The organism is Methylocystis sp. L43 (genome assembly GCF_015709525.1).
In the GTDB taxonomy this organism is placed as follows: Bacteria; Pseudomonadota; Alphaproteobacteria; order Rhizobiales; family Beijerinckiaceae; genus Methylocystis.
The window spans coordinates 144,079-167,373 of the sequence record NZ_JADNRA010000034.1; the positions used below are offsets into that span (position 1 = coordinate 144,079).

Below are 23,295 nucleotides of genomic sequence, written 5' to 3' on the forward strand. Positions count from 1 at the left end.
CTGCGGCTGTTCGCCGGAACCTGTCTCGCCTCAATCGCGAGTTACCGGATCAATTTGCCTCCACGCCCCGCATGCAGTGAACGCAAAAATCTTCGATTCTCAGGAATGTGACACTGAATTGGATTATTCTGCCGCGGAACGCGTCGCGCAAGACGAAAACGTCTTCTACTGCGCAGCAGAACAAAGGCGAATGACCTGCGTCTGGATCGATCGTGGCCGATGCACACTTGGCTCAGACCATCGGTTCCATGCCAGAGCCCCCGTGTTTAAGAGGACGACATGACAGATAGCGACAAGACCGAAGCGGAAATTCTGCAGCAGTGGATTGAGGCTGTCGGCGGCGGCATCTCTCTTGGAGAGAGCCTGTTGAAATCTGTAGAGGTGTCAAAAAGGGGCGATTAAGCTGACGATCGTGCTGAAGAAAAAGAAGCAGAGAAAAGGGGCCGACCAAACACAGCCATAGTCGCTCCGGACCGACCCGCAGAGATAGCGCCGACCGAGCGCTACGCGCGCTACAAAATGATATAATCGTCACATGAGCGAGATCGAGCTAAAACTCTTGCTGGACAAGGAGATGTCGAGTGAGATTTGGGCGCGCCTGAAGGCATCGAAGCTGGCTCACGGCGCTCCTGTAACGAAAACGCTTAGAAGCATTTATCTCGATACGCCCGAGCATGCACTGAACAAGGCGGGAATTGCGCTGAGGCTCAGGCGCGATGGGCGTCGGTGGATTCAGGGCGTAAAAACCAGGGCGACGTTGCATGGCGGCCTATCGCAGGTCGGCGAGCTAGAAAACCCGGCGCCTGGCGGACGCCTGTGTCTCGATGCAATTTCCGATGCATCGATTCGGGAGGAGATCATTGACTGCGTCAACGGCGCTACGCTTCAGCCCGTTTGCGAGACCGTGATCACGCGCAGGACGAGCGAGTTGATGCTTTCCGACGGCACGCGCGCGGAGCTCGCGCTCGACATTGGCGAAATTCGGGCTGGCGAACGCTCTGCTGAACTTTCCGAGTTGGAAATCGAACTCCTCGCCGGCAACGCGAGCCGACTGTTCGACATTGCGCTCATCCTGGTTCCCGATGGCGGGTTGCAGTTCTCCCGTCTTTCCAAGGCCGCGCGCGGATATTTGTTAGCCCAAGAGGGGCGGATTGATCCGCCGCTTGCGCCCCGCAACGCTCAAAATATTTTGCTCGACCCGGCGCAAACCGCCGAGCAAGCGGCGCGCGACGTCTTGCGCGAATGCCTCGATCAGATCGCCACGAATGTGCTCGTCGTTCGCGAGCTGGACGACGACGAGGGGCCTCACCAGCTGCGGGTTGGCCTGCGGCGATTGCGCAGCGCATTTTCGGTCTATGCCTCCGTGCTGCGAAGCCCCGAGATGAAGCGGCTTGACGCCGAGGCGCGCTGGCTCGGACAAGAAGTCGGGAGCCTGAGGGATCTCGATGTGGTGGCGAACGACATGGCGCGGCGCGAAGCCGCAACTCATCCCGACGAGCCCGGACTTTCGGCGCTCGCCGATGTGGTCTCGCGGCAGGCGAAAGAACGGCGTGAGCAGCTGCGCAAGCTTCTTGTCGGCGCGCGCGTGCAGGCGTTCCTCATCGATCTTGCGCGATTCGTGGAGACGCGCGGCTGGCTTGTCGCGCAGGATTTCGGCCAGACGGAGCGACTGGCGGCGCCGATTACAACGCTCGCGCGCGCGTCTCTCAACAAGCGCTGGAAGAAAACCGCCAAGCATGCCCAGGGACTTGAGACGCTAACCGTGGAACAGCGCCACGAGTTGCGCAAGGAGCTCAAAAAGCTGCGCTATGCCGTCGAGTTCTTTTGCTCCTTATTTCCGGCGAAACGAATCGATCCTTTTTTGAAGCATCTGAAAAAACTGCAGACCGTATTTGGCGATCTCAACGACGCTGCGACGCTGAAAGCGATGTTCACGGGAACGGATGTTCCCGGCGCCGACGCTCCCTCGATACAGCGCGCCATCGGCTGGATGATCGGGGCGAGTCAGGCGCGCGCCGAATTGGGCTGGACCGGCGCCAAGGCGCTCTGGAGAGATCTCGAGCAGACCCGCCCGTTCTGGAAATGACGAAATCGCAATCGCCGCGCCATTGGGCGTTTCCGCGATAATTTTTTGGATTGCCCTTGGCACCATGTTACATGGCCCCGCGAAGCGGCTGGACGCTGAGGATTACAGCATCGATACGCGATGCGCGCCGTCTTATTGAATGTCGGATATTGGGAGAAATCTATGCAGAGCGATCCTTTCAGCGAGATCAACGCCACCTTCCGAATGATTTATGGCGCAAATCGCGACGAGGTGTTCGCATCGACGCCGGTCTCTGCGATCACATTAATCGGGACCGGCGAAATCTGGCGCATCGAGCATGGCGCGGTCGTAAAATCCTATCCGCCGACGCCGTGGCTTTCGCAGGTCAAGTCGCTGATGCATGCGGTCATCGGCGTCCAGGGAACCTGGGCGCGCCTGGTGCGCGGGAAAGACCCTGAATCCGCACGACTTGCGGCGGTACGCCTGAATAAGGCGCTGGAGGAGGCTGTGTCGCGTTTGTCGCGTGAGCTGCCCGCCGAACTCGTGTCCCCCGCGCAAATCGTTCTGGGCCAGCTCCTTCAGCTCTCAGTCAACTGGGCCGCAGGTCAGATGGCGACGCCGGCGGAACTCCCGGAAGCTCTCGAAAAGGTTCAGGTCGAACTTGAGAAGATCATTACCGCTGTAGGAGAAGCGGTCTACGCATCAATCGTCAGAGGCTTGCACAGTTTCATCGACGAGACCGACCCTGCTGTTTGGGAGACCTGTCTCGTCTGCGTTTGCGGCGTGGCCTTTGGGCGCCGCGACAATATTGAAATCGCAGCCGCCATGTCGTTGATGGGCGAAGAGTCGGTCGGAACGCGGCTTCTCTATCTGGAGAATGCGCACGATTTGCCTCAGGCCATGGCGTGTTTGGCAGCGGCTCTCGCCGATAGAGATCTCGGAGAAGGCGTTTTCAACGATCCCTATCGCATGTGGCGCGATCTTCTGGGCGACGTCGCCGCCCGGCATGTCGGCAAAGGCTTCTTCCCGACGCTCGGCCGCGATCGATAAGGACAGCGTTTTGAGCGTCAGCTTAGAGACGCCGCCGCCGCGCGACCGCGAAGCGTCAGAAGAGCCCCGCATTATAGGCGGCGACGTGACTGAATTCGCCAAGCGCCATCGCGATGTTGAGCGCTTCGGCGGCCAGTGCGATAGCGACGACTCCAAAAATTCCTGTCGTGATCATCGGTCCCATGACGTTCTCCTTTCTGCGTTAATCAGAAGTTAAGGAGAGACGCGCGCTGGCGCTGTGCGCCGACGCACAAGCCTGGAGCGACCGGGAGCACCCGGCTTAAGGGGATTGCCGACGGCCGCTCCTAGCGATGGAAAAGCGAGACCGCCAGGAAGAGCGCCAGCAGCAAACAGAGCGTTTGCCAGAAGATGAGGGGATTGCGTTCGTAGAGAGACTTTTTGCGCAGCGCCAGCGGTTGTCCCCGCGCCGAGCCGTTTTCGAGCTCGAAGGCGAACTCCAGCACATCGCCGAACCGATCGTCTCGCGCGACGGCGATCGCTTTGAGGATGGCGGCGTCGAGCCAGGCGGGAAGGTCGGGTCTCTTGTGGGCAAGCGGCGGCGGCTTGGTGAAGCGCGGTCTGCTGAACGGCTCGATCTCGCCGTAAGGGTAGCAACGGCTGAACATCCGATAGATGGTGACCCCGAAAGCATAAAGATCCGACGCTTCGTCGCCGGCGGCGCCGTCGAAAAGCTCGGGCGCCATATAGCTCGGCGTGCCGGGCGCATGCGCTTCCGGCAAATTCTCGAGGTTCGGCGCGCGACAGACGCCGAGATCGACGAGCCGCAGCCCGCCATCCTTGAGCAAAATGACGTTGTCCGGTTTGATGTCGCGGTGGATGACGCCGCAGCGATGCAGGGTCGCGATCGCGCGCGACAAACGCGTCGCGATCGAAACGCCTTCGGCAAGATCGATCCGCGGTTCGCGCCGCAGGCGCCCCTCCAGCGTCTCACCATCGTAATATGGCATCACCGAATACAGCCGGCTTTGTCTGCCCGGGAGAAGTTCGACGACTTCGCCGATGAACGGGCTTCTCACCCGCGCTGCAACCCAGGCTTCATTGACGAAGGCGAGCCGGTAGGCGGCGTCATCGGCGACGCGCGGATGCGGAAATTTTAAAACGACCGCCTTTCCGTTCTGCGGATCCGTCGCCCGCATCAGCCGACTGTAGCGACCTTCCGACAGAAGGCCGACAATTCGAAAATCGTCGACAAAATCTCCGATGGCCGGCAACTCGCGAATCGACAAGGCTGCGAAGGCGCGCGACAAGGCGCGCTCGTCGGCGGGCGGCACATCGACGACGTCAATGACAAGCGCCGTGACATTGTCATGGCTGCCCGCCTCGAGCGCCGTCTGAACAATCCTCTCCGACGTTTCCTGCGGCCCGCCCCTTTCGGCGAGCAGCGCACGAAGCTTCGCGTCTGGCAACACGCCATGAACGCCGTCCGAACACAGCAGAAATCGATCATGGACATTGAGACCATGCGTTCCCTGGTCAAACAAGAGCGCATCCTCGAAGCCGACAGCGCGAAGGAGCGCATGGGCGAAATCGCCGCGACCTAAGGTGTGATCTTTCGTCAGTCTTTCGAGGCTGGCGCCAGCGAGTCGGTAGACGCGCGTATCGCCAACATGGAGGATAAAGGCGTTTCGACGCGACAGGATCAGCGCGCTGAACGTCGTCGCCATGCCTTCCAATGAAGGATCGACTCTCGACTGCGCCGCGATCCAGCTGTTGGCCGCTTCGAGTGAACGGGCGGCGGCGCGACTGACGCCCAAAGTCTCCGGCTGCGCATAATAGCCGTCGATGAAGGCGCGCACGGCAGTCTCAGCCGCCGCGCGCCCGCCCTTGTGGCCGCCGACGCCATCGGCAATGGCGGCGACGACGCCCTGCAAGGCGCCGGCGCCGCCTGGACCCAGGCAAAATGCGACATAGTCCTGATTGTCGGGCCGTCGGCCCGTTCGCGTCGCAAAGCCCGCTTCGATTCGAAGATCATGAACGACGCCGACCGACACGGCTGTTCCTCAGCTCAGATTCGCGCGCCGGAAACCGCGCCCCAGGTCGTGCGCCAGCGCGTCTTCACGAAGATCAAACCGACGAGACCGAGCAGCGCAAGGAAGCCGAAGAAGACGAACCCGGCGGTGAAGCCGCCCGTCGCGCCTTTGGAGTAGGCGAGCGTCTTGGCGAGAAAAAATCCGCCAAAACCACCCGCGGCGCCGACGAGGCCCGTCATCGCGCCGATCTCCCGGCGGAACCGCTGCGGCAGCAATTGAAACACCGCGCCATTGCCCATGCCGAGCGATAGCACGCCGACGGAGAACAGCGCCACCGCAGCAAAGGCGACGGGCGGCAACTGCATCAGACCCCATCCCGCAACGCCTTTCGCCGGGGCCGGTCCCGCCGGCAGAAAGGCGACGGCGAAATAGCAGGCGGAGACGAGAACGAAGAGGAAGCACAACGTCTTCACCCCGCCGATGCGGTCCGCGATATAGCCGCCGACGGGCCTGAAACCCGAACCGAAAGCGACGATCAGCGCGACCATGAGGCCCGCGGCGACTCCCGTGGCGTGATACTGCGTCGTGAAATAGAGCGGAAGCGCCGAAGCAAGGCCAACAAAGCCGCCGAAGGTGATGAAGTAGAAGAACATGAACCAACGGCTGTCGGAGTCCGCGAGCATTCTGCCGTAGTCGGCAAGAGCAATCGTCGTTTTGGCGCCGGGCGCGTCCTTGGCGGCCAGCGAATAAATCAGCAGCACCAAAACCATCAGCGCGAGCAGAACGCCATAAACGGTCTGCCAACCGTAGGCCTCGGCGATCGAGGGCGCAAAAAGCGTGTCGAGCACGACCCCCATATTGCCGGCGCCGGCGATGCCCATCACCAGACCCTGATATTGCGGCGGATACCAGCGGCCCGCCTGCGGCAGGGCGACGGCGAAGGAGGCGCCGGCGAGCCCGAGGGACAGACCGAAAAGCGCGATGGCGATCGAACTGCTCAAGCCAAAGACGCACACCAGAGATACGGCGAACATCACGATCGCCTGCGCGAGGATGCCCGTCATCTTCGGGCCGATCGCGTCGGCGAGGAGGCCGAGCGGAACGCGAAAGAAGGCGCCGCCCAGAACCGGAATCGCGACAAGCGAGAGTTTGTCCTCGACGGAAATCGGCATGCCTTTGGTGATGTAAATCATCAGCGGGCCGAGTGAGACCCAAGCCATGAAGCTGATATCAAAGTAGAGGAAGGCCGCAAGCAGCGTCGGCCAATGACCGGCCTTCTTAAAATCCGACAGTTTCATCAGATGCTCCTTCTTTCATGCTTGTTTTGTCCGCTCGCGCCAAATCCATCGCAGACTCGGCGGCGAGAGAAATCTTGATGAGACGTTGAATTTCCGGCCGGCAGGAGCCGCAATTGGAGCCCGCGCGGGTGGCCTTGCCGACGTCGAGCGCCGATCGGCAGCCTTGTTGGATTGCGGCTTCGATTTGCTTTTGGCCGATGCTAAAGCATGAACAGACGAGCGGACCGTCATTCGTCAGCTGTCGGCCCGAGCGACCGGACAACAGCGACAGCCGCTCTGACTGATCGAGACGATCGCGGGCGAAGAGTTCGAGCGCGAGGTCCCAGGATTGTGCAACGGGAGACAATGCCCAGACGAGCGTTGCGCGGTCTCCAAGGAAGGTTGCGCCGGAAAACTGGTCTTTCGTCTCATCGATCAAATGGATGACGTCTTCGCTCGCCGCAGCGGCGCGGATGACGTCTGTCCAGTCGTCATCCGACAGGTCGGCGGCGACGCGATAGCCGTAGCCATTGGCGACGGCGACGCGCGCCCACCATACGCCCTCGGGCAGCGTGATCGAGTTGCGGGAGAGAAGAAAGCCCTGGCGCGCGAGGCGCAAAGGGGTGACGATCGCGGGCGTCGCCTTCGATTCCGGCTGTCCCGAGAAAGGGTCGACGAAGGGCGCGACAAGCGCGCCAACGCGCGCATCCGCGGCGGTTTCATCGGTCCAGTGAATCGGCGCGAAAATATGCCCCGCAGGCTGACGGTCCGTTATCACCGCGCGCAAGACGCAACTCCCATAGGGCGTCGCGACGCGGGCGAAACCGCCGTCGTCGACTCCAAGGTCCGTCGCGTCTGACGGATGGATCTCGACGAAGGGTTCAGGAAGATGCCGCGCAAGGCGCGGGCTCGCGCCGCTGCGCGTCATGGTGTGCCACTGATCACGAATGCGACCGGTGTTGAGCCGAAGCGGAAAGTCCCGCGTCAATGTGGTCGCCAAGGTCGGCTTCGCCAGTGCGATGAATTTCGCTCGTCCGCCCGGCGAAAAGAAACCGCCTTCAGCGAAGAGTCGCGCGCGGCCTTTGCCGTCGCTCTCATCAATCGGCCATTGCGCCGGCTCGAGCGCGTCATATTCGGCATCGGTTAAGCGCGCGAGACCGCCAATATCGAAAGCGCGCGTTCCGTTATTCTCAAATGCCGAGAGGGCGGCGTGTTCGCGAAAGACGTCGGCGGAGGAAAGGTAGTCGAAGCCTGCAAAGCCCATGCGTCGCCCGACATCCGCGAAGATCGCCCAGTCGGCGCGCGCTTCTCCCGGGGCAGGCATAAAGGCGCGCTGACGCGAGATGCGGCGCTCCGAATTCGTCACCGCGCCGTTCTTTTCGCCCCACGCCTGCGCCGGCAGGAGCAGATGCGCGCCGCTGTTGATCGTGTCGTTCGACGCCACATTGTCGGAGACGATGAAGAGTTCGAGCTTGCTGAGAGCGGCGCGCGCGGCATTGGCGTTCGGAAGCGACGCCGCCGGATTGGTTCCGACGACCCACAGCGCCTTGATGTCGCCGCGCGATACAGCGTCGAACATCTGCACCGCCTTCAGCCCCTCGCGCGTCGCCATGCGCGGCGCGTTCCAGAAGCGGCGCACGCGGTCGATGTTTGCGGGCTCGAAGCCCATATGCGCGGCGAGGCTGTTGGCGAGCCCGCCGACCTCGCGACCGCCCATGGCGTTGGGCTGACCCGTGAGCGAAAAGGGCGAGGCGCCGGGCTTGCCGACGCGGCCGGTGGCGAGGTGACAATTGATGATCGCGTTGACCTTATCGGCGCCCTGCGCCGACTGATTGACGCCCTGCGAGAAGCAAGTGACCGTGCGCGGCGTTTGCGCGAACCATCCGAAGAAGGACGCAATGTCGACCTCGCGCAATCCGGTCGACAATGCAGTCGCTTCAATCGTCGGCGCGATGGTCTGTGCGGCCAACAGGGCTTGCCTCAAGCCGGCCGTGTGACGGCCGATGTAATCGATATCGAAGGCGGCGACTTTCGCGAGATAGACAAGCAGGCCGCAAAAAAGCGCCTGATCCGCGCCCGGCGCGATCTGCAGAAACAGATCGGCGCTTTCCGCCGTCGGGGTGCGGCGCGTGTCGATGACGACGAGCTTGGCGCCGCGCTCTTCCTTGTTGCGCATGATGCGCTGGAAAAGAACAGGGTGACACCAGGCGGCGTTGGAGCCGACCAGCACGATGAGGTCGGCTTCGTCCAGATCCTCATAACAGCCCGGCACGACGTCGGCGCCGAAGGCGCGCTTGTGGCCCGCGACCGTGGAGGCCATGCACAGGCGCGAATTGGTGTCGACGTTGGCGGAGCCGATAAAGCCCTTCATCAGCTTGTTGGCGACGTAATAGTCCTCGGTCAGCAGTTGACCGGAGAGGTAGACCGCGACGGCGTCAGGACCGTGCTTGTCAACGATGCGGCGAAATCCCTCCGCGGCTTCGTCCAGCGCCGCATCCCAACTCACGCGCGCGAAGGCGCCGTCAGACTGACGGCGCATCGGATAGAGAAGGCGCCCCTCCAGCCCAAGCGTTTCGCCGAGAGCTGAGCCCTTAGAACAGAGCCGGCCGAAATTTGCAGGATGGGCCGGATCGCCAATCACGTCGGCGCCATTTGCGGACGCGAGCACGCCGCAGCCGACGCCGCAGTAAGGGCAGGTCGAGCGCGTCGTCGTCGCCTGAACAGGCGCAATGCTGCTGTGCAGACTTTCAAGCGGCGCGGGCGCCAGGACTTCATCGAGCATGAGCGGCCTCAATAGACGTCCTGTTGATAGCGCCCGTTTTTCTTGAGCTGCGCGACGAAGGCGACCGCTTCATCTGCGCTGCGGGCGCCAAATTCGGCGACGACGTCGACAAGCGCGCGTTCGACGTCCTTGGCCATGCGCTGCGCATCGCCGCAGACGTAAAAATGCGCGCCTTCCGCCAGCCACGCCCATAATTCACGGCCGGACTGGCGCATGCGGTCCTGCACATAGAATTTTTCCGCGCCGTCGCGCGACCAGGCGAGCGACAGACGTGTGAGCAAACCTGTCGCCTTCATCGTTTCGAATTCGTCGGCGTAGAAGAAATCGCAGGCCGAGCGCTGGTGTCCAAAGAAGAGCCAGTTCCTGCCGGGCGCGCGGGTCGCCGCGCGCTCCTGCAGAAAGGCGCGAAATGGCGCAACGCCGGTGCCAGGCCCGATCATGATGATCGGCGTCGCAGGATCATCCGGCAGGGCGAAGCCATGCGCCGACTGCACATAGACCGGAAGCCTGTCGCCCGGCGCGATGCGCTCGGCCAGAAAAGTCGAGGCGACGCCAAGACGCCTGCGCTTGCCGACGACATATCGAACCGCGTCGACAGTCAGCGAGAGGCGCCCCGGCGTCGCCTTGGGGGACGAGGAGATGGAGTAAAGACGTGGCTGCAGCGGCTCCAAGGCTTCGACAAAGGCCTCCGGATGCGGCCGCGCGCCTGGAAATTTCTGCAGAACGGCGAGCACGTCGAGCGTTGCCGCGTCGCCGTCGGGGTCCCTGCCCTGCGCCAGCAAACGCGCCTTCTCCCGCTGCGTGCCGCCGGTAATGAAGGAGATCAGCTCGAAGAGCGCATCAGGCGCCGGATTGAGCGAGACGTCGTTCAGCAATGCGTCGCGCAGAGTCTTGTCGCGCACCGGCGTCACATGCGAGGCGCCGAGCATGGCGATGATCTGATCGACGAGGCCGAGATCATTTTCGGGAAACACGCCGAAACTGTCGCCGACTTTGTAGCTGAGTTCGCCGGCGCCGAGATCGAACTCGATGTGCCAGGTGTCTTTTTCCGAGCCCTCCTTGTTCAGCCGACGGCGTGAAAGGAACGTCGCGCGCGCCGGATTGTCGCGCGAGCAGCCGAGCGCTGAAGCGATCGTGGGTTCAATCTGGGCGACAGTGGTCGGCGCTGGCGAAGGCTGATCCAGCTCCGCCGCAAGCGCCTTCAGCATGCGCGCCGTGTCCTTGCCTCCGGGCGCGCAGAGGTTGAGGCGCGCTTCCTTCTTGGTGGCGAGAGCATCCGCGTAAGTCTCGCAAATGTAGCCGCACTGGCCGCAGTCTTGCTGCGCCATGGCCGCCATCAGGCGACGACGCAGCGGACGGCCTTGGGCAAGCTGCATGCGCGATTCGAGCGCCAGCGTCTGGTCATGCCACGGCGCCGCGCCATCGTCGCTATCGGCGCCGGCCATCACGGCGGCGTTGGCCTCTGGCGAGAGCGGCGTGATCGAGCTGTCATCCGGCGCAGCAAAGCCGGCAAAGAAGCCGCTGAGCCAGGCGCGCTGCTCGGGCGTGAAAGGCGCGTTCGGCGGAATGAGAAACGGCGGAGACGACAGATGGGTCACGCTATGCTCTCCTCGTTGATGAGACGACGCAGCCCCTCGATGTCGTGACGGCGGGCAAAGCCGACAAAGGTTTCGTCCGCGTTCGCCCGGTTTTTTCGATAGGCGCGGAGAATTTTCGCCACCATTTGGGGCGCCTCTTCCGCCTTCACATTTTGAAAGAGTTTCGAGGCAATGCGCGCGTCTTCCGCAAAGCCGCCACCGACGAGAATGTGATAGCCCTCGACCGCGTCGCCCTCGTCATTCACCGGCACGCGCGCGCCGATCAGTCCGATGTCGCCGATGTAATGCTGCGCGCATGAGTGATGGCAGCCGGTGAGATGAATGTTGATCGGCGTGTCGATCGGCGCCGCGGTCTCGCAATAAGCCGCGATCTCTTCCGCATGCCGCTTGGTGTCAGCCGCGGCGAAACGGCAGCCGAAATTGCCCGTGCAGGCGATGAGCCCCGCGCGAATCGGCGAGGCCTGCGTCGAAAGACCCAGCGCCGCGATCATCGCGACAGCGTCCGCGACGTGCTCGTCGGCGACGCCGGTGATCAGCACATTCTGCCACACGGTGAGACGCAGGCCGCCGTCGCCGAATTGGCGCGCGATCTCGGCGAGACCGCGCGCCTGCTCGGGGGTGAAACGACCGACCGGCAACAATACGCCGATCCAATTGAAGCCCGCCTGCTTTTGCGGATGCACGCCGATATGCGCGGCGCGATCCTGACGCGGGCGCGTGGCGATCGCAGCCGCGTCGACGCGAAGCAGCTTGCGGCCCAGCTTTTCTTCGACGGCGGCGAGGAATTTGTCGAAGCCCCATGCGTCGAGCACATATTTGAGCCGCGCCTTGGCGCGATTGGTGCGGTCGCCATGCTCGATGAAGACTCGCAGAATTTTGTCGGCGACCTCCACCGCCTCGTCCGGCGAAACGATCACGCCCGTGTCGCGGGCGAAATCCTTGTGACCGGTGATGCCGCCGAGCGCGAGGCGGAAATAAACGCCCGGCGCGACGCCCTGCTCGTCGTTCACGACAACGGCCTGAAAGCCAATGTCGTTCGTGTCTTCCAATGCGCCGATCAATCCCGCGCCGTCAAAGGCGATGTTGAACTTGCGCGGCAGTCCGTAAAGCGAGCGATCGTTGAGGATGTGATGGTGCATCGCGCGCGCATAAGAACGCGTGTCGATGAGTTCCTGCGGATCGACGCCCGCGGTCGGCGTGCCAGTGATGTTGCGGATATTGTCGGCGCCGGAGCCTTTGCTCCAGAGCCCCAGATCCTGAATCGCCTCCAAAATATTCGTGGCGTTTTTCGGTTCGATTTCGCGGATCTGGATATTGGCGCGCGTCGTGACATGCAGATAGCCGCCGCCGTAATTTTTCGCGAGATCCGCAAGCCCGGCGAACTGCCAATGGGTGAGCGCGCCATTGGGAATGCGCAGCCGGCACATATAGGAATCCTGCGCCGGCGCGACATAGAAGAGTCCATAGTAGCGCCAACGGAAATTGTCGGCGGGCTTTGGCGGCGCGTTCTCTTTCGCTTGAGCGACAAGCCGCGGCCAGGCGTCGAACGGATGCTCTTCGCGCTTCCATTTTTCCTGATCGTTGAGCTTGCCGCCTGCGGCCGTGACGCGGTCCTGCGCGGATACATGCGCGGCGTCGGGTCCCATCGGCTGTGCTTGCGCGGGCGGCGCCTTTTGTCCGCCACGCGCGGAAAAGCCGGCTGCAAAGCCTTCGAGATAGCGCTTCTGGTCGAGCGTGAAATCGACGGACATTTCAGGCGGCCTCTTGCATCGGCGCGCCGAACAGCAATTGGTCGCGCTGAGATGAAATGTCCGCGCCGGAGCGGATGAGATCGAGAATATCTGCGCCGCCATTCGTATCTCCCACCAGGATCGCGCCCACGAGCCTGTCGTCGCGCACGACAAGCTTGCGATAAATCCCCATGCGCGGGTCCTTGCAGACGATGCGGCGCGCATCGCCTTCGCCGAGATAATCGCCGGCCGAAAAAACGCGCACGCCGGAGACTTTCAGGTTAGTGGAGACGACGCTGCCGCCATAGGACGCGTCTTGTCCGGCGAGTCGCATGGCGAGAACGCGGCCCTGCTCATAGGCCGGCTCGACGAGGCCGTAACAGACGCCGCGATGTTCGGCGCATTCGCCGATGGCGAAAACGCCGGCTTCGCTTGTCTTGAGGGCATCGTCGACCTTCACGCCTCGCCCAACGTCCAGACCCGCCTGTCGCGCGAGATCGGCGTTCGGGTGAATGCCGACGGCGAAAATCACGGCGCCGACCGGAATCATTCGTCCGTCGGCGAACTCGACTTTTTCGACGCGACCCCCGCCGCAAATGCGCGTCGCATTGGCGTTGAGAAGCACGCGCACGCCTTTTTCTTCAACGAGGCGGCGCAGGATGTCGGCGCCGGCCGCATCGAGTTGGCGCTCCATCAGCCGATCCATGACGTGGGCGAGCGTCACGTCGACGCCGCGCCGGGCGAGACCGTAGGCCGCCTCCAATCCGAGAAGGCCGCCGCCAATCACAAGCGCGCGCATCTCCCTTCCCAGCCGGGACAGCGCCTCGACATCCGTCACGTCGCGAAACACGTGAACGCCCGGAAGATCGGCGCCTTCGATCGGCAGCCTTGCCGCGCGCGAACCGGTGGCGAGCACGATTTTCGAATAGTCGACGCTCTCGGCCTTATCGAGAAGGATGCGCCGGGCCGCCGCGTTGATCTCTACGACCTTGCGGCCGCTCAGAACCTCAACGCCGGCGGCGCGCCACCATTGTGAGGGCTTGAGCTCGATGTCATCGACTGACATTTCCCCGGCCAGCACCGAAGACAACAGCACGCGGTTATAGGCAAGCCGCGGCTCGTCTCCGATCACGAGAATGTCGTAACGATCCGGCGCCCGGTTCGTCAGTTCCTCGACGAAACGCGTGGCCGCCATGCCCGCGCCGACAACGACGAGTTTCTCGCGACTTTTACAATCCTGCAATCCAGTCATGTGTCGACTCTGCTGAACGGCCGAACGGTCCGGTCACAGGTCGCTTTGCCTTACGTGGGATGTGAACGGGCAAGACGACCAAAGCGCGACGCAAATTGCGAAATCGCTTCTGTGACGGAGCCCGGCTTTGGGCTCGTTCCGGCGGACCGGCGGTCGTCGTTGACCGATGAGGTGAGTGCACATTTCGGGCCAGAGGCGCCGGCGTGGTTTTTCCTAAGAAATGCGGGCGTTTGGCGCTGCCCAGTGGCAGCAGGCGGCATTTTGCGGCGCCGAATGCTTAGGCGCGAGGCGCCTAACGCCTGGCCCTTTTGAGCATCAGTTCAGCGCTTGCAGACGCTGTCCGATAGCGAAGCCGGCGAGATAATCCGCATAGCTCCGACCGTCGAAAGACGGTCCCGCAAAGGCTGCAATTTCGCGCTGAGTGGTCACGCCGTCGATCGCTGCGTCGAAAAGATCCGTGCGCAGGACGCGCTTCGCCCGATCGGCCATGGCGGGCGCATAGCGCGTCTGGCCCCAGCGCAGCATTTGCGCATAGATCCATGCGGCTTGCCGTGGATCCGGCCGCATCGCGCCGTCTCTTCCAATGATCAGGTAATTGGCGTCGCTTCGTTCGTCGCGCGCCTTGACGCGCAAATGGCCGGTGAGCACGCGGCGGATGATCTCGGCGTCGACGCCGACATATTCCGGACGCGAAAGGATGTGCGAAACCTCGTCTAGGTTGTGCGGCTCGTCGACGAAGGCGGCTCCCTTATCGAGCGCGCGGATCAGCGCCGCTACAAGATCAGGATTATCGTTGGCAAAGCTCTCGCGCAGCGCGAGGACTTTCTCGGGCGCGCACGTGAAAATCTCGCAGCCGAAATGCAGAATGACCCCAACGCCGGCGTCGACCGCGACAGAACTCCAGGGCGCGCCAACACAAAAGCCGTCGAGCTGACCGCGCGCCAGATTTTCGACCATGTAGGGCGGCGGCAGAGCGATCAACCGCAGGTCTTCATCCGGATCGACGCCGCCTTCCGCCATCCAGTAGCGCAGCTGATAATTATGCATGGAAAAAGGAAAGGTCATGCCGAAGGTCAGAGGCTCACGTCCCTCGGCCCTTCGCCGTGCGACGAGCTTGGCGAGCGAGCGCGCGGTTTGCGCCGGATGCGCGACCTCGCCTTCGGCGGCGAGTTCGGCATAAAGCGCTGTGGACACCGCGATCGCATTGCCGTTCATCGCGAGATTCATCGGCGCGACAAGCGGGACTCGCACATGGCCCAGTCCGAGCGTGGAAGCGACCGCCATCGGCGCCAGAAGATGCGCCGCATCGAAACGGCCGATGGCGAGCTTGTCTCTAATATTCGCCCAGGACGCTTCGCGGATCAGTTCGACGTCGAGACCTTCCGCCTTGGCGAATCCCTTATGTGCGGCAATCAAAAGCGCGGCGGCGTCGACGAGCGGGATGAAGCCGATTTTCACATGCGCTTCGCCGGTCATTTGAACATCTCCGCCGCAGTGATGACCGAGCGTGCAATTTCGATAATCTTTTTGTTTTCGCGCATGGCGGCGCCGCGCATCAATTTGTAGGCGTCTTCTTCGGAAAGCTTCTTCGCCTTCATCAATATGCCTTTGGCGCGTTCGATCGTCTTGCGCTCCTCGAGATCGGATTTGGCCTGCTCGAGATCATCCTGAAGCTTCGAGAAGGCGTTGAACCGCGACACGCACAGATCGAGGATCGATTTGATGCGTTCCTTTTTCAACCCATCGACGATATAGGCCGAGACCCCAGCGTCGACCGAGGCTTGAATCGACGCCGTATCGCTCTGATCGACAAACATGGCGATCGGCCGACGCACGGCGCGACTGACCTGAAACATTTGCTCAAGCGTATCGCGCGAAGGATTCTCAAGATCGATCAGGATCACGTCAGGGTCGCTGGCGTAGATGTGCTTCAGCAGATTGTGCATCTCGCTGATACGCTCGACCTGCGTGAAGCCGGCGTCACGCAGTCCCTCCTCGAGGATCAGCGAGCGAATGGGGCTTTCGTCGACAATGACGATCTTCAATTCACGGCGTCCAGTGAGCGCATGTATGGGTCGCGCCCGCGGGGGCGCATCGCCGTCAGTCTCCGCGATCCGCCCGCCGGGCCGCGACCAACGCACGTTATATCTTGAACCGCAACGACATGCCTGCCTGCCAGTTCTTCATGATCTGCGGACCGTTGAGGTTCTGATAGACAGGAAGACCCGCCTCGACCGCGACCAGCACATTTTCGTAGCCGATAAATTTGCCGCTGATCGTCGCGCCGCCGAAGACTTCGACCCGCTGTCCGCCATAGAAGGCCGGATTGGCCGGCACGGCCGGGCCGCGGATTTCCGGATCGAAGCCGCGAATCGGGCCCTGTGTCGAACCGGTTACGCGCAAAGTTGTGGTGAGACCGGGCGTCCAGGTGTAGCCGCCCCAGGCGTTGAATTCATGCAGATCGCCCCATCGGTAGCCCCCGGAAGGATTGGGGCCGAGCGGGAAGCGCAGGCGATATTCGAGCAGATAGTCCCAGGAATAGCCCAGTGAGTTTGCGGCCAGAGGGAAGCGTCCGCGATAGCCGAGGCCCCATGACCACGGTCCCAGATAGCCTGCATAGACGACGCCCGGCAGGAAATCGAATGTGCCCGTGCCGGGCTGCATGCCATAGAATCCTCGAATGTTGCGGCGGGTCCCGTCGGGCAGGAGAAAGTCCTTGAATGTGGCGGTGTAGCTGCCGGCGGGCAAGGAGACGCCAAGAGAGAGCTGGATGCGGTGGACGTCGTCCTGATAGATGCGATAGACGCCCGACAAAGTGACGTCGGCAAGGCTCGTCGTTCCAGGCAAACTTCTGCCGAGCGGCAGAATGCCCGACGCGCCCTTGAAGGTTAGGGCGTTGAGGTTCTTCTCGATCATGCCGGCTGTGAGAACCATCGCGAAATCTTTGGTCACGCCATAGTTCAGGCCGATCACTTGCGTTGCGACCGCGATGTTTTGCGGAATAATGCGCACTGTTTGTCTGGGATTGAGAAAGAACGGCACCGTCGTGACGATATATTCGTTGGAGACCGTGCGCGTTCCCATCTTGATGCCCGACAAATTGGCGAAGACGGGCGTAATGGAGAGAACGAGTTTGCCTGCGGCCGGCATGTCGACGCCGAAAACCCCCATGGGCGCTGGCGGCGGGGCGGGAGGCGGAGGCGGAGGCGGCGCGACCGGCGCGAGGGATGGCGGCGGCGCTTGATGTTGTATTGAAGACGCCTCGGATGGCGCGTTCTTAGGGGGCGCGGCGTTCGCGTCGGTCGCGATGAGCGCGGCCACTGCAGCCATGACGGCTGCGCCGCGCCGCAGCGAGGGTTGGGGCTTCGATCGCTGGGACTGTGCTCTCTTCATCGCGAACCTCATCTGCATCTCGTCTGCGCGCGCCCCAGAAACGAAAAAAGCCGCTGCCTGAACGCCTGCGAAGCAGACGTTCAGGACAGCGGCGATGCTGGGGGGCCCTTCTGTGGACCGGGTGACGTCGCAAGCGACGCCCTCGCGCCAAACGGATGCAATCGCGGCGCCACCTACAGCGAAGCTGTAGCGAGCAGGTCGCTTAGCTGCTTTGAACGCCAGGCTTTTGCAGGGGTTCGCGGTTCCGCACGCGCGCGGCGAAACGTTCACCAGAATTATTCGCGTGACGCGCTTTGCTTGAGAGGCGGCAGCGCGCGCCGAAAAAATTCGCATTCTGCCGCCGACAGCGACAGCCTCTCCGACTGAGCATGGTCGGCGGCGCAACTCCACATCGCAACATGGGCGCTGTGGCGGCGCTCGCCAGTCGCCTTGTCCTTGAAGCCACGTTTGCCGTGATGACGCGGTTTTCTACGAACGCATGGGGGAGCTGGCGATGGACGGGCGAAGAAGACAACGCCGACGACCGAACAGCTTCGTCGCCGCATTGATAGTGGCGAGAGGAGCGACAAGGTCGCGGGCTCCGATCCCGCCGCCGCGCCATTGGGAACCGATGCCGAAGCCGGCGGATTTCCGCCGACGGAGAAGGAGCGTGCGCTCGCCGCCCCGAAGGCCGCCGGCAAGCCGCAGGAGCCGTCGAAGAAGTAGCTGGCGCGTCTAGCGCGCCGCTGGACGCTTAATTTATTTCGAATGAGCGCCGGCGACCGCGTCCCGATTGCTTTGGATCGCTGCTACATCAAGCCGGTGAGCTGACGCCAGGAGAGCCATCGCACAGATCGCCAAGCGGTCGAAGGACGCCGCGCGAATCGCGGCCTTGCCCCTATCCAGCTCCCGCGCATCGGCGCGAATTTTTCGCTGAGTTGGAAGAGCGAGGCGGAAGCGAATCGCGTCGGCTTCATTCGCCGGCTCATTCCCCTTCTTCGGCGTCTTCGTCGACATCCTCCGCCAGTTTGACGCCGACGACGCAGATGTCATTGTCGATGATCGCGAGATCCACCGGAACAAGGCCGCGTCCCTTGCACGGGCCCTCGATGCACATGCCGGTGCCAAGCTCGAACAGCGCGCCGTGCTTGCCGCACATGAGGCGCAGCCCGTAGTTGGGCTCGAGGAACGTATTTCGCTCCCAATCGAGATTGACGCCGTCGTGGGGGCATTTGTTCAAATAGCCGAACACTTGCTTGCCCCAGCGCACGACGACGATCGGAAACGGCTTCTCTTCGCCATTGTCGTCGAGCCGCACGAGGTTGAAGCCGCGCGCCTTCTGGCTCGGAATGTCGCTCATCGCGCAAAAGGCGTAGACGACGACTTCCGGCGTCGCCTCGTTCTGCTCCATCGTCGTTCCCTGCTCGCTCATTGCGACACCTCCTGCCTCTGCGCCTCGCGCCGCTTCGCCAGCAATAGCCCATTCGCCGCAAGCGAAAATTCCCGCCAGGCCGCGGCGATATCCTGCATGATGACCCGGGTGTATTCTTGAGACAATTTATGTTCGTCCGGGAAGTTCGAAAGGGCGCAGGACGTCTGGTTGAAGGCGACCACGTCGTCCATGATCGACTGCAGCAAGTCGCCAAAAGGTTTTTGAATGCGCGGCGTCAGCGCCGTGCGGCCGCGTTCGATCGCGACGTCGTCCATGTCGAAGGGCAGCGTCGCCAACAGGCTCAGCGCCTGTTGAAACACCTCCTCCATCGCCCCGAGCACAGCTGCCTGCGTGAGATTGTCGCGCTCTTGCGACGCCAGGGCGCGATTGAGCCGCCGGCGATAATTTTCGAAAACCTCGTCGGCGCGCGCGTCCACCCAAGCGGAGAAACGCGCCAGACTCGCCTCGTTCACCGGCATATCCTCAAAGAGGGCGTCGCCGGAGGTCGCCTTTTTCGCCTCGAGCACGGCCAAGACGCGCTCGATGCGTCTCGCGGCGTCCAAAGCGCCTTCCAGATAGCCGGCGTTGCGCGCCGCGGTTTCCGAGCCGCCGAGAAACAGCTTCTTATCCCACAGCGCTTGACGCAATAGAGGATTCGCCACGTCGTGCGAACCGTCGCCGCCCTGTTGCGCGCGGTCGGCCGCGCTGCACGTTAGTCGCTCTTTCGCCCAATCCTGATAGTGAATGTGCAGTGGTTCGACATTACGGCCAAACACATTGCAGATTTGACTCTCAAGCAACACCGGCAGACCCACGCCGAAGGACTCGCGCAAGTCGGCGTTGAGGGCAAGAAAGCCGCCGAGCGCATGAAGGCCCGCCGCCATGTCGCAGGCGTCGAAGATTTCGCCGATCACGGCTTGCTCATGCGTGACGAAGGCGGAGCCGGAGAGATTCTGCTCGCGCCAAAAGGCGTCGCGATATTCCATTGCAACCTTCGCCTGCGCCGCCATCCAAGTCTCGGCGCCAAGCATGGCTTGATCCGTCGCCTCGTCCAAAGGCGGCGTGAAGCGAACGGCCTCGAGCAGCAAGCGCGGCGGCAGAGCGAGAACGACACGGCGCGCCGCAATCTCCATGGGTTCTTCGCCGGTCTTGAATGCGAGCGTCACATGGTCGCCGCAATCGCGCAGGCTCGCCAGTTCGTGACCGAGATGTATAGCGCCCGCCGGCACTGCGCGGGCCAAAGCCTCCACCAATACCGTCATTCCGCCGTGCAGACGCCGCGCGTCGTCATAGAGGCGCTTGTCTTCGATGCGCTCGGCGCTTTTTTCGCCCTCGCGCAAATGCAACACGGCGCCTTCGTCATGCTGTGCGAAGTCCGACAACGCCAGTTCTTTGACGAGTTGTGCGATCAGCGGCTGCGTTTTCGGCCAAAACCAGGTTGGGCCGAGGTCCAGGCCGCCGCCGTCGCCGCGCGGCGCCGTGAGAATGCGTCCGCCAAGGCGATCGCGCGCCTCAAAGATCGCAACGTTTTGTCCGCGCAGGTGGAGCTTTCGCGCCAGCGCCAACCCGCATAAACCGCCGCCGATGATCGCCACGTCCAACATGTTGCGTCGTCCGCTCCCTGTTCGATGCAGAGGATAGCAATTAATGTGCAAGATTCTCGGCGACGCGCGAATTCGCAAAACTATAAGGCGTCATGGCACGAAACTTGAACCTCCCGGCTGGAGTTGCACAGCTAAGGAGTCGAAGATGAATCTGGCCACCGAATTCGCCAACTGTTCGCCGGACGAGTTGAAGGAATTGCTGAGCGGCGGCACGTTGACCGTCTACTCCGTCGCGCGCCCCGCGACGGCGAACATGGCGGTCGACCGCAGCGGCGTGCTGGCGGCCTTTACGTTCGCCTCGCCGGCTTTTGGTCCCTCGACCGACGGCGTTGAGACGCCCTTGTTCGTCGCCGATTCCGTTCCGGCGTCCACGACCGGCACGCCCGGATTTGCGCGGGCGCGCAAAGCCGACGGCACGGTGGTCGCGGATTTTTCCGCCGGCAGCGGCGATCGTGAAATCAAATTCGCCGAGGTCTCCTGCTCGCCTGGCGCCCCGGTGAAGGTGGTCAAATTCACCATCAAGCAGGGCGACTGGCCGGAGCGGCCCGACTATTACGGCACGCGTCCCCGCTCCGGCTATCCGCTTCCTGTCGCCCCGTGACGTATGGCGACGAGCTACAATTGTGAACTTGCAGACAAGAGGTCCGACCGATGGCTGAAACCCTGACCGGCGCGCTCGTCAGCGCGGCATGGCTAGCCGAGCATCTGAGCGACGGCGACATTCGCATTCTCGACTGCACCTGGCATCATCCGAGCACCAATCTCGACGGCCGCAATCAATATCGCGGCCGTCATTTGCCGGGCTCCGTTCATTTCGACGTCGATCACATCGCCGATCCGAGTTCCGATCTGCCGCACATGTTGCCGGATGCGGCGGACTTCGCCAAAAAGGTCGGACTGCTCGGCATTGGAGACGGCGATCGCGTGATCGTCTACGACCGGCTCTTTGGCGGTTCGGCGGCGGCGCGCGTGTGGTGGATGTTCCGCGTCTTCGGCCACGACAATGTCGCGATGCTCGACGGCGGATTCAATCAATGGGTCGCCGCCAAACATCCAACCGAAATGTCGCCGGTGCGTCCGCAGCCCAGAACCTTCACGCCGACGTTCAAGCCGGAACTCGTCCGCAATTTCGATCAAATGAAAAGCGTTGTCGGGAACGGCGGCGAGCAGATTGTCGACGGGCGCGGGCCGGGCAAATTCGACGGCTCGCAAGCCGACGTCTTTCCCTTCAAGAAACTCGGACATATTCCGGGGGCCGTGAACGTGCCTTGGGCCGATCTGGTCGATCCGCAGACAGGCGTGCTCCTCGACTCCAAGGCGTTGCGCGCGCGGTTCGAAGCAGCCGGCGTCGATCTTGGCAAGCCGATCGTGGCCACCTGTGCTTCGGGCATGACCTCCTGCATGGACGCCTTGGCGCTCTATCTCCTCGGACGGGCCGATGTCGCCGTCTACGACGGATCATGGGCGGAGTGGGAGCGCGCCGAACAAGCGGCGGTGGCGGCTTAAGAAGGAGTGCAGCGTGTGAGCGTTCGCGACGACCATGAGCTCGAAACGGGAGACGAATATGCTCTCTCGGCCGCGGCCGATCGGACGCGCTTTACGCTCCACTACAAAGCCGACGGTATGATCGCCGAATTGCGCGACGACGACGCCGCGCGCTTTCTCAAGGACTATGAAGAATTGAAGCTCCAGTTTCCCGATTGGAATGCAGATAGGCTGCTCGCCCAACTTTGGGATCAGGGCGGCTATGGCTGGCTCGCGCAACAGGAAGAGTGACGATGACGACTCTCGTGAAGATCACAGAAGATGGACGAAAACTCGAAGTAAAGGGCTTTGCGCTCTATCTTGACGGCGTTCTCGAAGCTGTCGATCTCACAGAAGTGAAGATGCACCCCGCAAAGCGAAAAATCTGGTCGATCATGCCGGACGCAACCCATGTCGCCGGCCGCGTGGCGCTGAACGCGGAAGAGACCGCGACCGTCAGGAAGGCCCTCGCCGACGCTCAGGCGATGATGCTGGCCGATCCAATCGCGATCGCTGAGCGCTTTCGCATCGCCGCCATGTGGAAAGCCCGCGAGCAGGGCATCGAATAGCGTAATTCAGGCTTGGCGTGGCGAGCCTCCTGGACGGAGGCTCGCATTTTTTCTACTCAAACCAGCGCGACGTCTTCCGCCGCATGCGTCTGACAATTCGTCGGACACACGCGCGCGCAGGCGCCGCAGCCGATGCAGGCGCCGGTATCATTCATCACCATAATTTTCTTTTCGACTTCTTCGTCTTCATCGTCGTCCAGCGCAACCAGTTCGCCGTCTTCGTTCAGACCTTTCAGCGTCATCACGTCGCGACCGCACACCTTGAAACAGCGTCCGCAACCGATGCATTTACCGGGATCGATCGCAACAAGGTATTCTGGACACCAATCGCGCCCATCGCGCGTCGCTTGTGACATGGCCGTATACTTTCTCTTCTCGAGTTAGACCGTCTCCAGGGACTTCAACTTGGCGCGCTTCTTCTCCAGCTCGGCGAAAGCTTCATGCGCCCTTTGCGCAATCTCGGGGATTGTGGGCCAATTGATCGGCAGCTCTTCCGAAAGATCATGCAGATCCATTTTGGCCTGCATGGCCTTTGCCGAAAGCTTTTTGATTTCCGCCTTCAGATCGTCGATCTCGCTCATCACTGACCTCAATATTTTGCGACGTCCGGGTATTTTTCGATCATCTCGACGCCGGACTGAACATATTTGTCGCCTTCCGACGCAAGCTTCTCGAAACTGTCGAATCCGAAACGATGCACGTCGCGAAGTTGCTTGTTCACGACGATCAAGCGTCCGCCGATCAGCACCATGCGGCCGAACCCTTCGTGGCTCATCTTCAGCATGGGCGAAATCATGACGCCCGTGGCGCGTTCGATGGAGAGCGCGATGGCGTTGAAGAAGAGCTCCATGCGCCAGATCGTCTCGGGGTCGGGATCGCCGATGATCGGCAGCGCGCGGCGCGCCTCTTTGTCAAGGACATAGGGAGCCAAGAGTTCGAGGTCGCCCTTCGTCTCCCAGGTCCCGTGCGTGTCCTGGGCGCGCCAGACCTTGATGAGCTCCTTCATGAACGGAAGCTCGGAGACCGGAGTTTTTTCGAGCACGGCGGTAGGTTCAGACATGGTCGTT

General features: G+C 62.3%; 22 protein-coding genes. 7 read left to right on the top strand and 15 right to left on the bottom strand.

Translation table 11 applies throughout. From position 1 onward, the window contains the following. Nucleotides 1-279 precede the first annotated feature (279 nt). From IYX23_RS20530 to IYX23_RS15395, 3 genes are all read left to right on the top strand, one after another. On the top strand, nucleotides 280-402 hold the full coding sequence (locus tag IYX23_RS20530; RefSeq protein ID WP_281431793.1) for a hypothetical protein: 123 nt from the start codon (nucleotides 280-282) through the stop codon (nucleotides 400-402). 133 nt (nucleotides 403-535) lie between these two features. After that, nucleotides 536-2,086, top strand: coding sequence for a CHAD domain-containing protein (locus IYX23_RS15390; protein WP_196393611.1), 1,551 nt, complete (start codon nucleotides 536-538; stop codon nucleotides 2,084-2,086). 162 nt (nucleotides 2,087-2,248) lie between these two features. Beyond that, nucleotides 2,249-3,097: a hypothetical protein gene (locus IYX23_RS15395; protein WP_246716846.1), complete on the top strand. Its 849-nt coding sequence runs from the start codon at nucleotides 2,249-2,251 to the stop codon at nucleotides 3,095-3,097. 55 nt (nucleotides 3,098-3,152) lie between these two features. Here the strand turns inward: IYX23_RS15395 and IYX23_RS20535 are convergent, their stop codons facing one another. The 12 genes from IYX23_RS20535 to IYX23_RS15450 all read right to left on the bottom strand — a co-directional run bounded on the left by IYX23_RS20535 (nucleotide 3,153) and on the right by IYX23_RS15450 (nucleotide 20,135). Next, a complete protein-coding gene (locus tag IYX23_RS20535; protein WP_018406190.1) occupies nucleotides 3,153-3,281 on the bottom strand; it encodes a hypothetical protein in 129 nt (42 codons plus the stop codon). Between the two features lie 121 nt (nucleotides 3,282-3,402). Then, a complete protein-coding gene (locus IYX23_RS20655; RefSeq protein WP_196393609.1) occupies nucleotides 3,403-5,109 on the bottom strand; it encodes a protein kinase in 1,707 nt (568 codons plus the stop codon). A 14-nt stretch (nucleotides 5,110-5,123) separates the two neighbouring features. Continuing rightward, nucleotides 5,124-6,386: an MFS transporter gene (locus IYX23_RS15405; RefSeq protein WP_196393608.1), complete on the bottom strand. Its 1,263-nt coding sequence runs from the start codon at nucleotides 6,384-6,386 to the stop codon at nucleotides 5,124-5,126. Continuing rightward, nucleotides 6,367-9,147 carry a nitrate reductase gene (locus IYX23_RS15410; RefSeq protein ID WP_196393607.1) on the bottom strand — a complete coding sequence of 927 codons (2,781 nt, stop codon included), beginning with the start codon at nucleotides 9,145-9,147 and terminating at the stop codon, nucleotides 6,367-6,369. The genes IYX23_RS15405 and IYX23_RS15410 overlap by 20 nt, the downstream gene beginning before the upstream one ends. A gap of 8 nt (nucleotides 9,148-9,155) precedes the next feature. Next, nucleotides 9,156-10,745, bottom strand: a complete 1,590-nt coding sequence (locus IYX23_RS15415; RefSeq protein ID WP_196393606.1) for a sulfite reductase subunit alpha — start codon at nucleotides 10,743-10,745, stop codon at nucleotides 9,156-9,158. Further along, a complete protein-coding gene (locus tag IYX23_RS15420) occupies nucleotides 10,742-12,496 on the bottom strand; it encodes a NirA family protein (RefSeq protein WP_196393605.1) in 1,755 nt (584 codons plus the stop codon). Before IYX23_RS15420 ends, IYX23_RS15415 begins: the two co-directional genes overlap by 4 nt. A 1-nt stretch (nucleotide 12,497) precedes the next feature. After that, complete coding sequence (locus IYX23_RS15425; protein WP_196393604.1) at nucleotides 12,498-13,727, bottom strand: FAD-dependent oxidoreductase; 1,230 nt, start codon at nucleotides 13,725-13,727, stop codon at nucleotides 12,498-12,500. Nucleotides 13,728-14,042: 315 nt separating this feature from the next. Next, the gene (locus IYX23_RS15430) at nucleotides 14,043-15,203 is read right to left on the bottom strand and encodes a CmpA/NrtA family ABC transporter substrate-binding protein (RefSeq protein WP_196393603.1); all 1,161 of its coding nucleotides are present in this window, start codon (nucleotides 15,201-15,203) and stop codon (nucleotides 14,043-14,045) included. Then, the gene (locus tag IYX23_RS15435) at nucleotides 15,200-15,772 is read right to left on the bottom strand and encodes an ANTAR domain-containing protein (RefSeq protein WP_173370421.1); all 573 of its coding nucleotides are present in this window, start codon (nucleotides 15,770-15,772) and stop codon (nucleotides 15,200-15,202) included. The genes IYX23_RS15430 and IYX23_RS15435 overlap by 4 nt, the downstream gene beginning before the upstream one ends. Before the next feature lie 97 nt (nucleotides 15,773-15,869). Further along, nucleotides 15,870-16,877 (bottom strand): alpha-amylase, encoded by a 1,008-nt coding sequence (locus tag IYX23_RS15440; protein WP_246716849.1) that lies wholly within the window; start codon nucleotides 16,875-16,877, stop codon nucleotides 15,870-15,872. Nucleotides 16,878-18,084: 1,207 nt separating this feature from the next. Next, nucleotides 18,085-18,531: a Rieske 2Fe-2S domain-containing protein gene (locus IYX23_RS15445; RefSeq protein ID WP_196393601.1), complete on the bottom strand. Its 447-nt coding sequence runs from the start codon at nucleotides 18,529-18,531 to the stop codon at nucleotides 18,085-18,087. Next, nucleotides 18,528-20,135: an FAD-dependent oxidoreductase gene (locus IYX23_RS15450; protein ID WP_196393600.1), complete on the bottom strand. Its 1,608-nt coding sequence runs from the start codon at nucleotides 20,133-20,135 to the stop codon at nucleotides 18,528-18,530. The genes IYX23_RS15445 and IYX23_RS15450 overlap by 4 nt, the downstream gene beginning before the upstream one ends. Nucleotides 20,136-20,280: 145 nt before the next feature. On the opposite strand from IYX23_RS15450, the gene IYX23_RS15455 reads away from it, so the two are divergent. Genes IYX23_RS15455 through IYX23_RS15470 form a run of 4 tightly spaced genes read left to right on the top strand, consistent with a single transcriptional unit; the run spans nucleotide 20,281 to nucleotide 22,228 of the window. Further along, nucleotides 20,281-20,736: a hypothetical protein gene (locus IYX23_RS15455; protein ID WP_196393599.1), complete on the top strand. Its 456-nt coding sequence runs from the start codon at nucleotides 20,281-20,283 to the stop codon at nucleotides 20,734-20,736. Nucleotides 20,737-20,786: 50 nt separating this feature from the next. Further along, complete coding sequence (locus IYX23_RS15460) at nucleotides 20,787-21,641, top strand: sulfurtransferase (RefSeq protein WP_196393598.1); 855 nt, start codon at nucleotides 20,787-20,789, stop codon at nucleotides 21,639-21,641. Nucleotides 21,642-21,656: 15 nt separating this feature from the next. Beyond that, nucleotides 21,657-21,911, top strand: coding sequence for a hypothetical protein (locus tag IYX23_RS15465; RefSeq protein WP_246716850.1), 255 nt, complete (start codon nucleotides 21,657-21,659; stop codon nucleotides 21,909-21,911). A gap of 2 nt (nucleotides 21,912-21,913) precedes the next feature. Next, nucleotides 21,914-22,228: a hypothetical protein gene (locus IYX23_RS15470; RefSeq protein WP_173370397.1), complete on the top strand. Its 315-nt coding sequence runs from the start codon at nucleotides 21,914-21,916 to the stop codon at nucleotides 22,226-22,228. Between the two features lie 56 nt (nucleotides 22,229-22,284). Here IYX23_RS15470 and fdxB read toward each other — a convergent pair whose 3' ends face one another. From fdxB to IYX23_RS15485, 3 genes are read right to left on the bottom strand one after another with little or no spacing between them, the layout of a single operon-like run. Next, the gene (gene fdxB, locus IYX23_RS15475) at nucleotides 22,285-22,584 is read right to left on the bottom strand and encodes a ferredoxin III, nif-specific (protein ID WP_026222705.1); all 300 of its coding nucleotides are present in this window, start codon (nucleotides 22,582-22,584) and stop codon (nucleotides 22,285-22,287) included. Nucleotides 22,585-22,608: 24 nt separating this feature from the next. Beyond that, complete coding sequence (locus tag IYX23_RS15480; RefSeq protein ID WP_029652201.1) at nucleotides 22,609-22,809, bottom strand: CCE_0567 family metalloprotein; 201 nt, start codon at nucleotides 22,807-22,809, stop codon at nucleotides 22,609-22,611. Nucleotides 22,810-22,817: 8 nt separating this feature from the next. Next, nucleotides 22,818-23,288, bottom strand: coding sequence for a NifX-associated nitrogen fixation protein (locus tag IYX23_RS15485; RefSeq protein ID WP_196393596.1), 471 nt, complete (start codon nucleotides 23,286-23,288; stop codon nucleotides 22,818-22,820). Nucleotides 23,289-23,295: the final 7 nt, after the last annotated feature.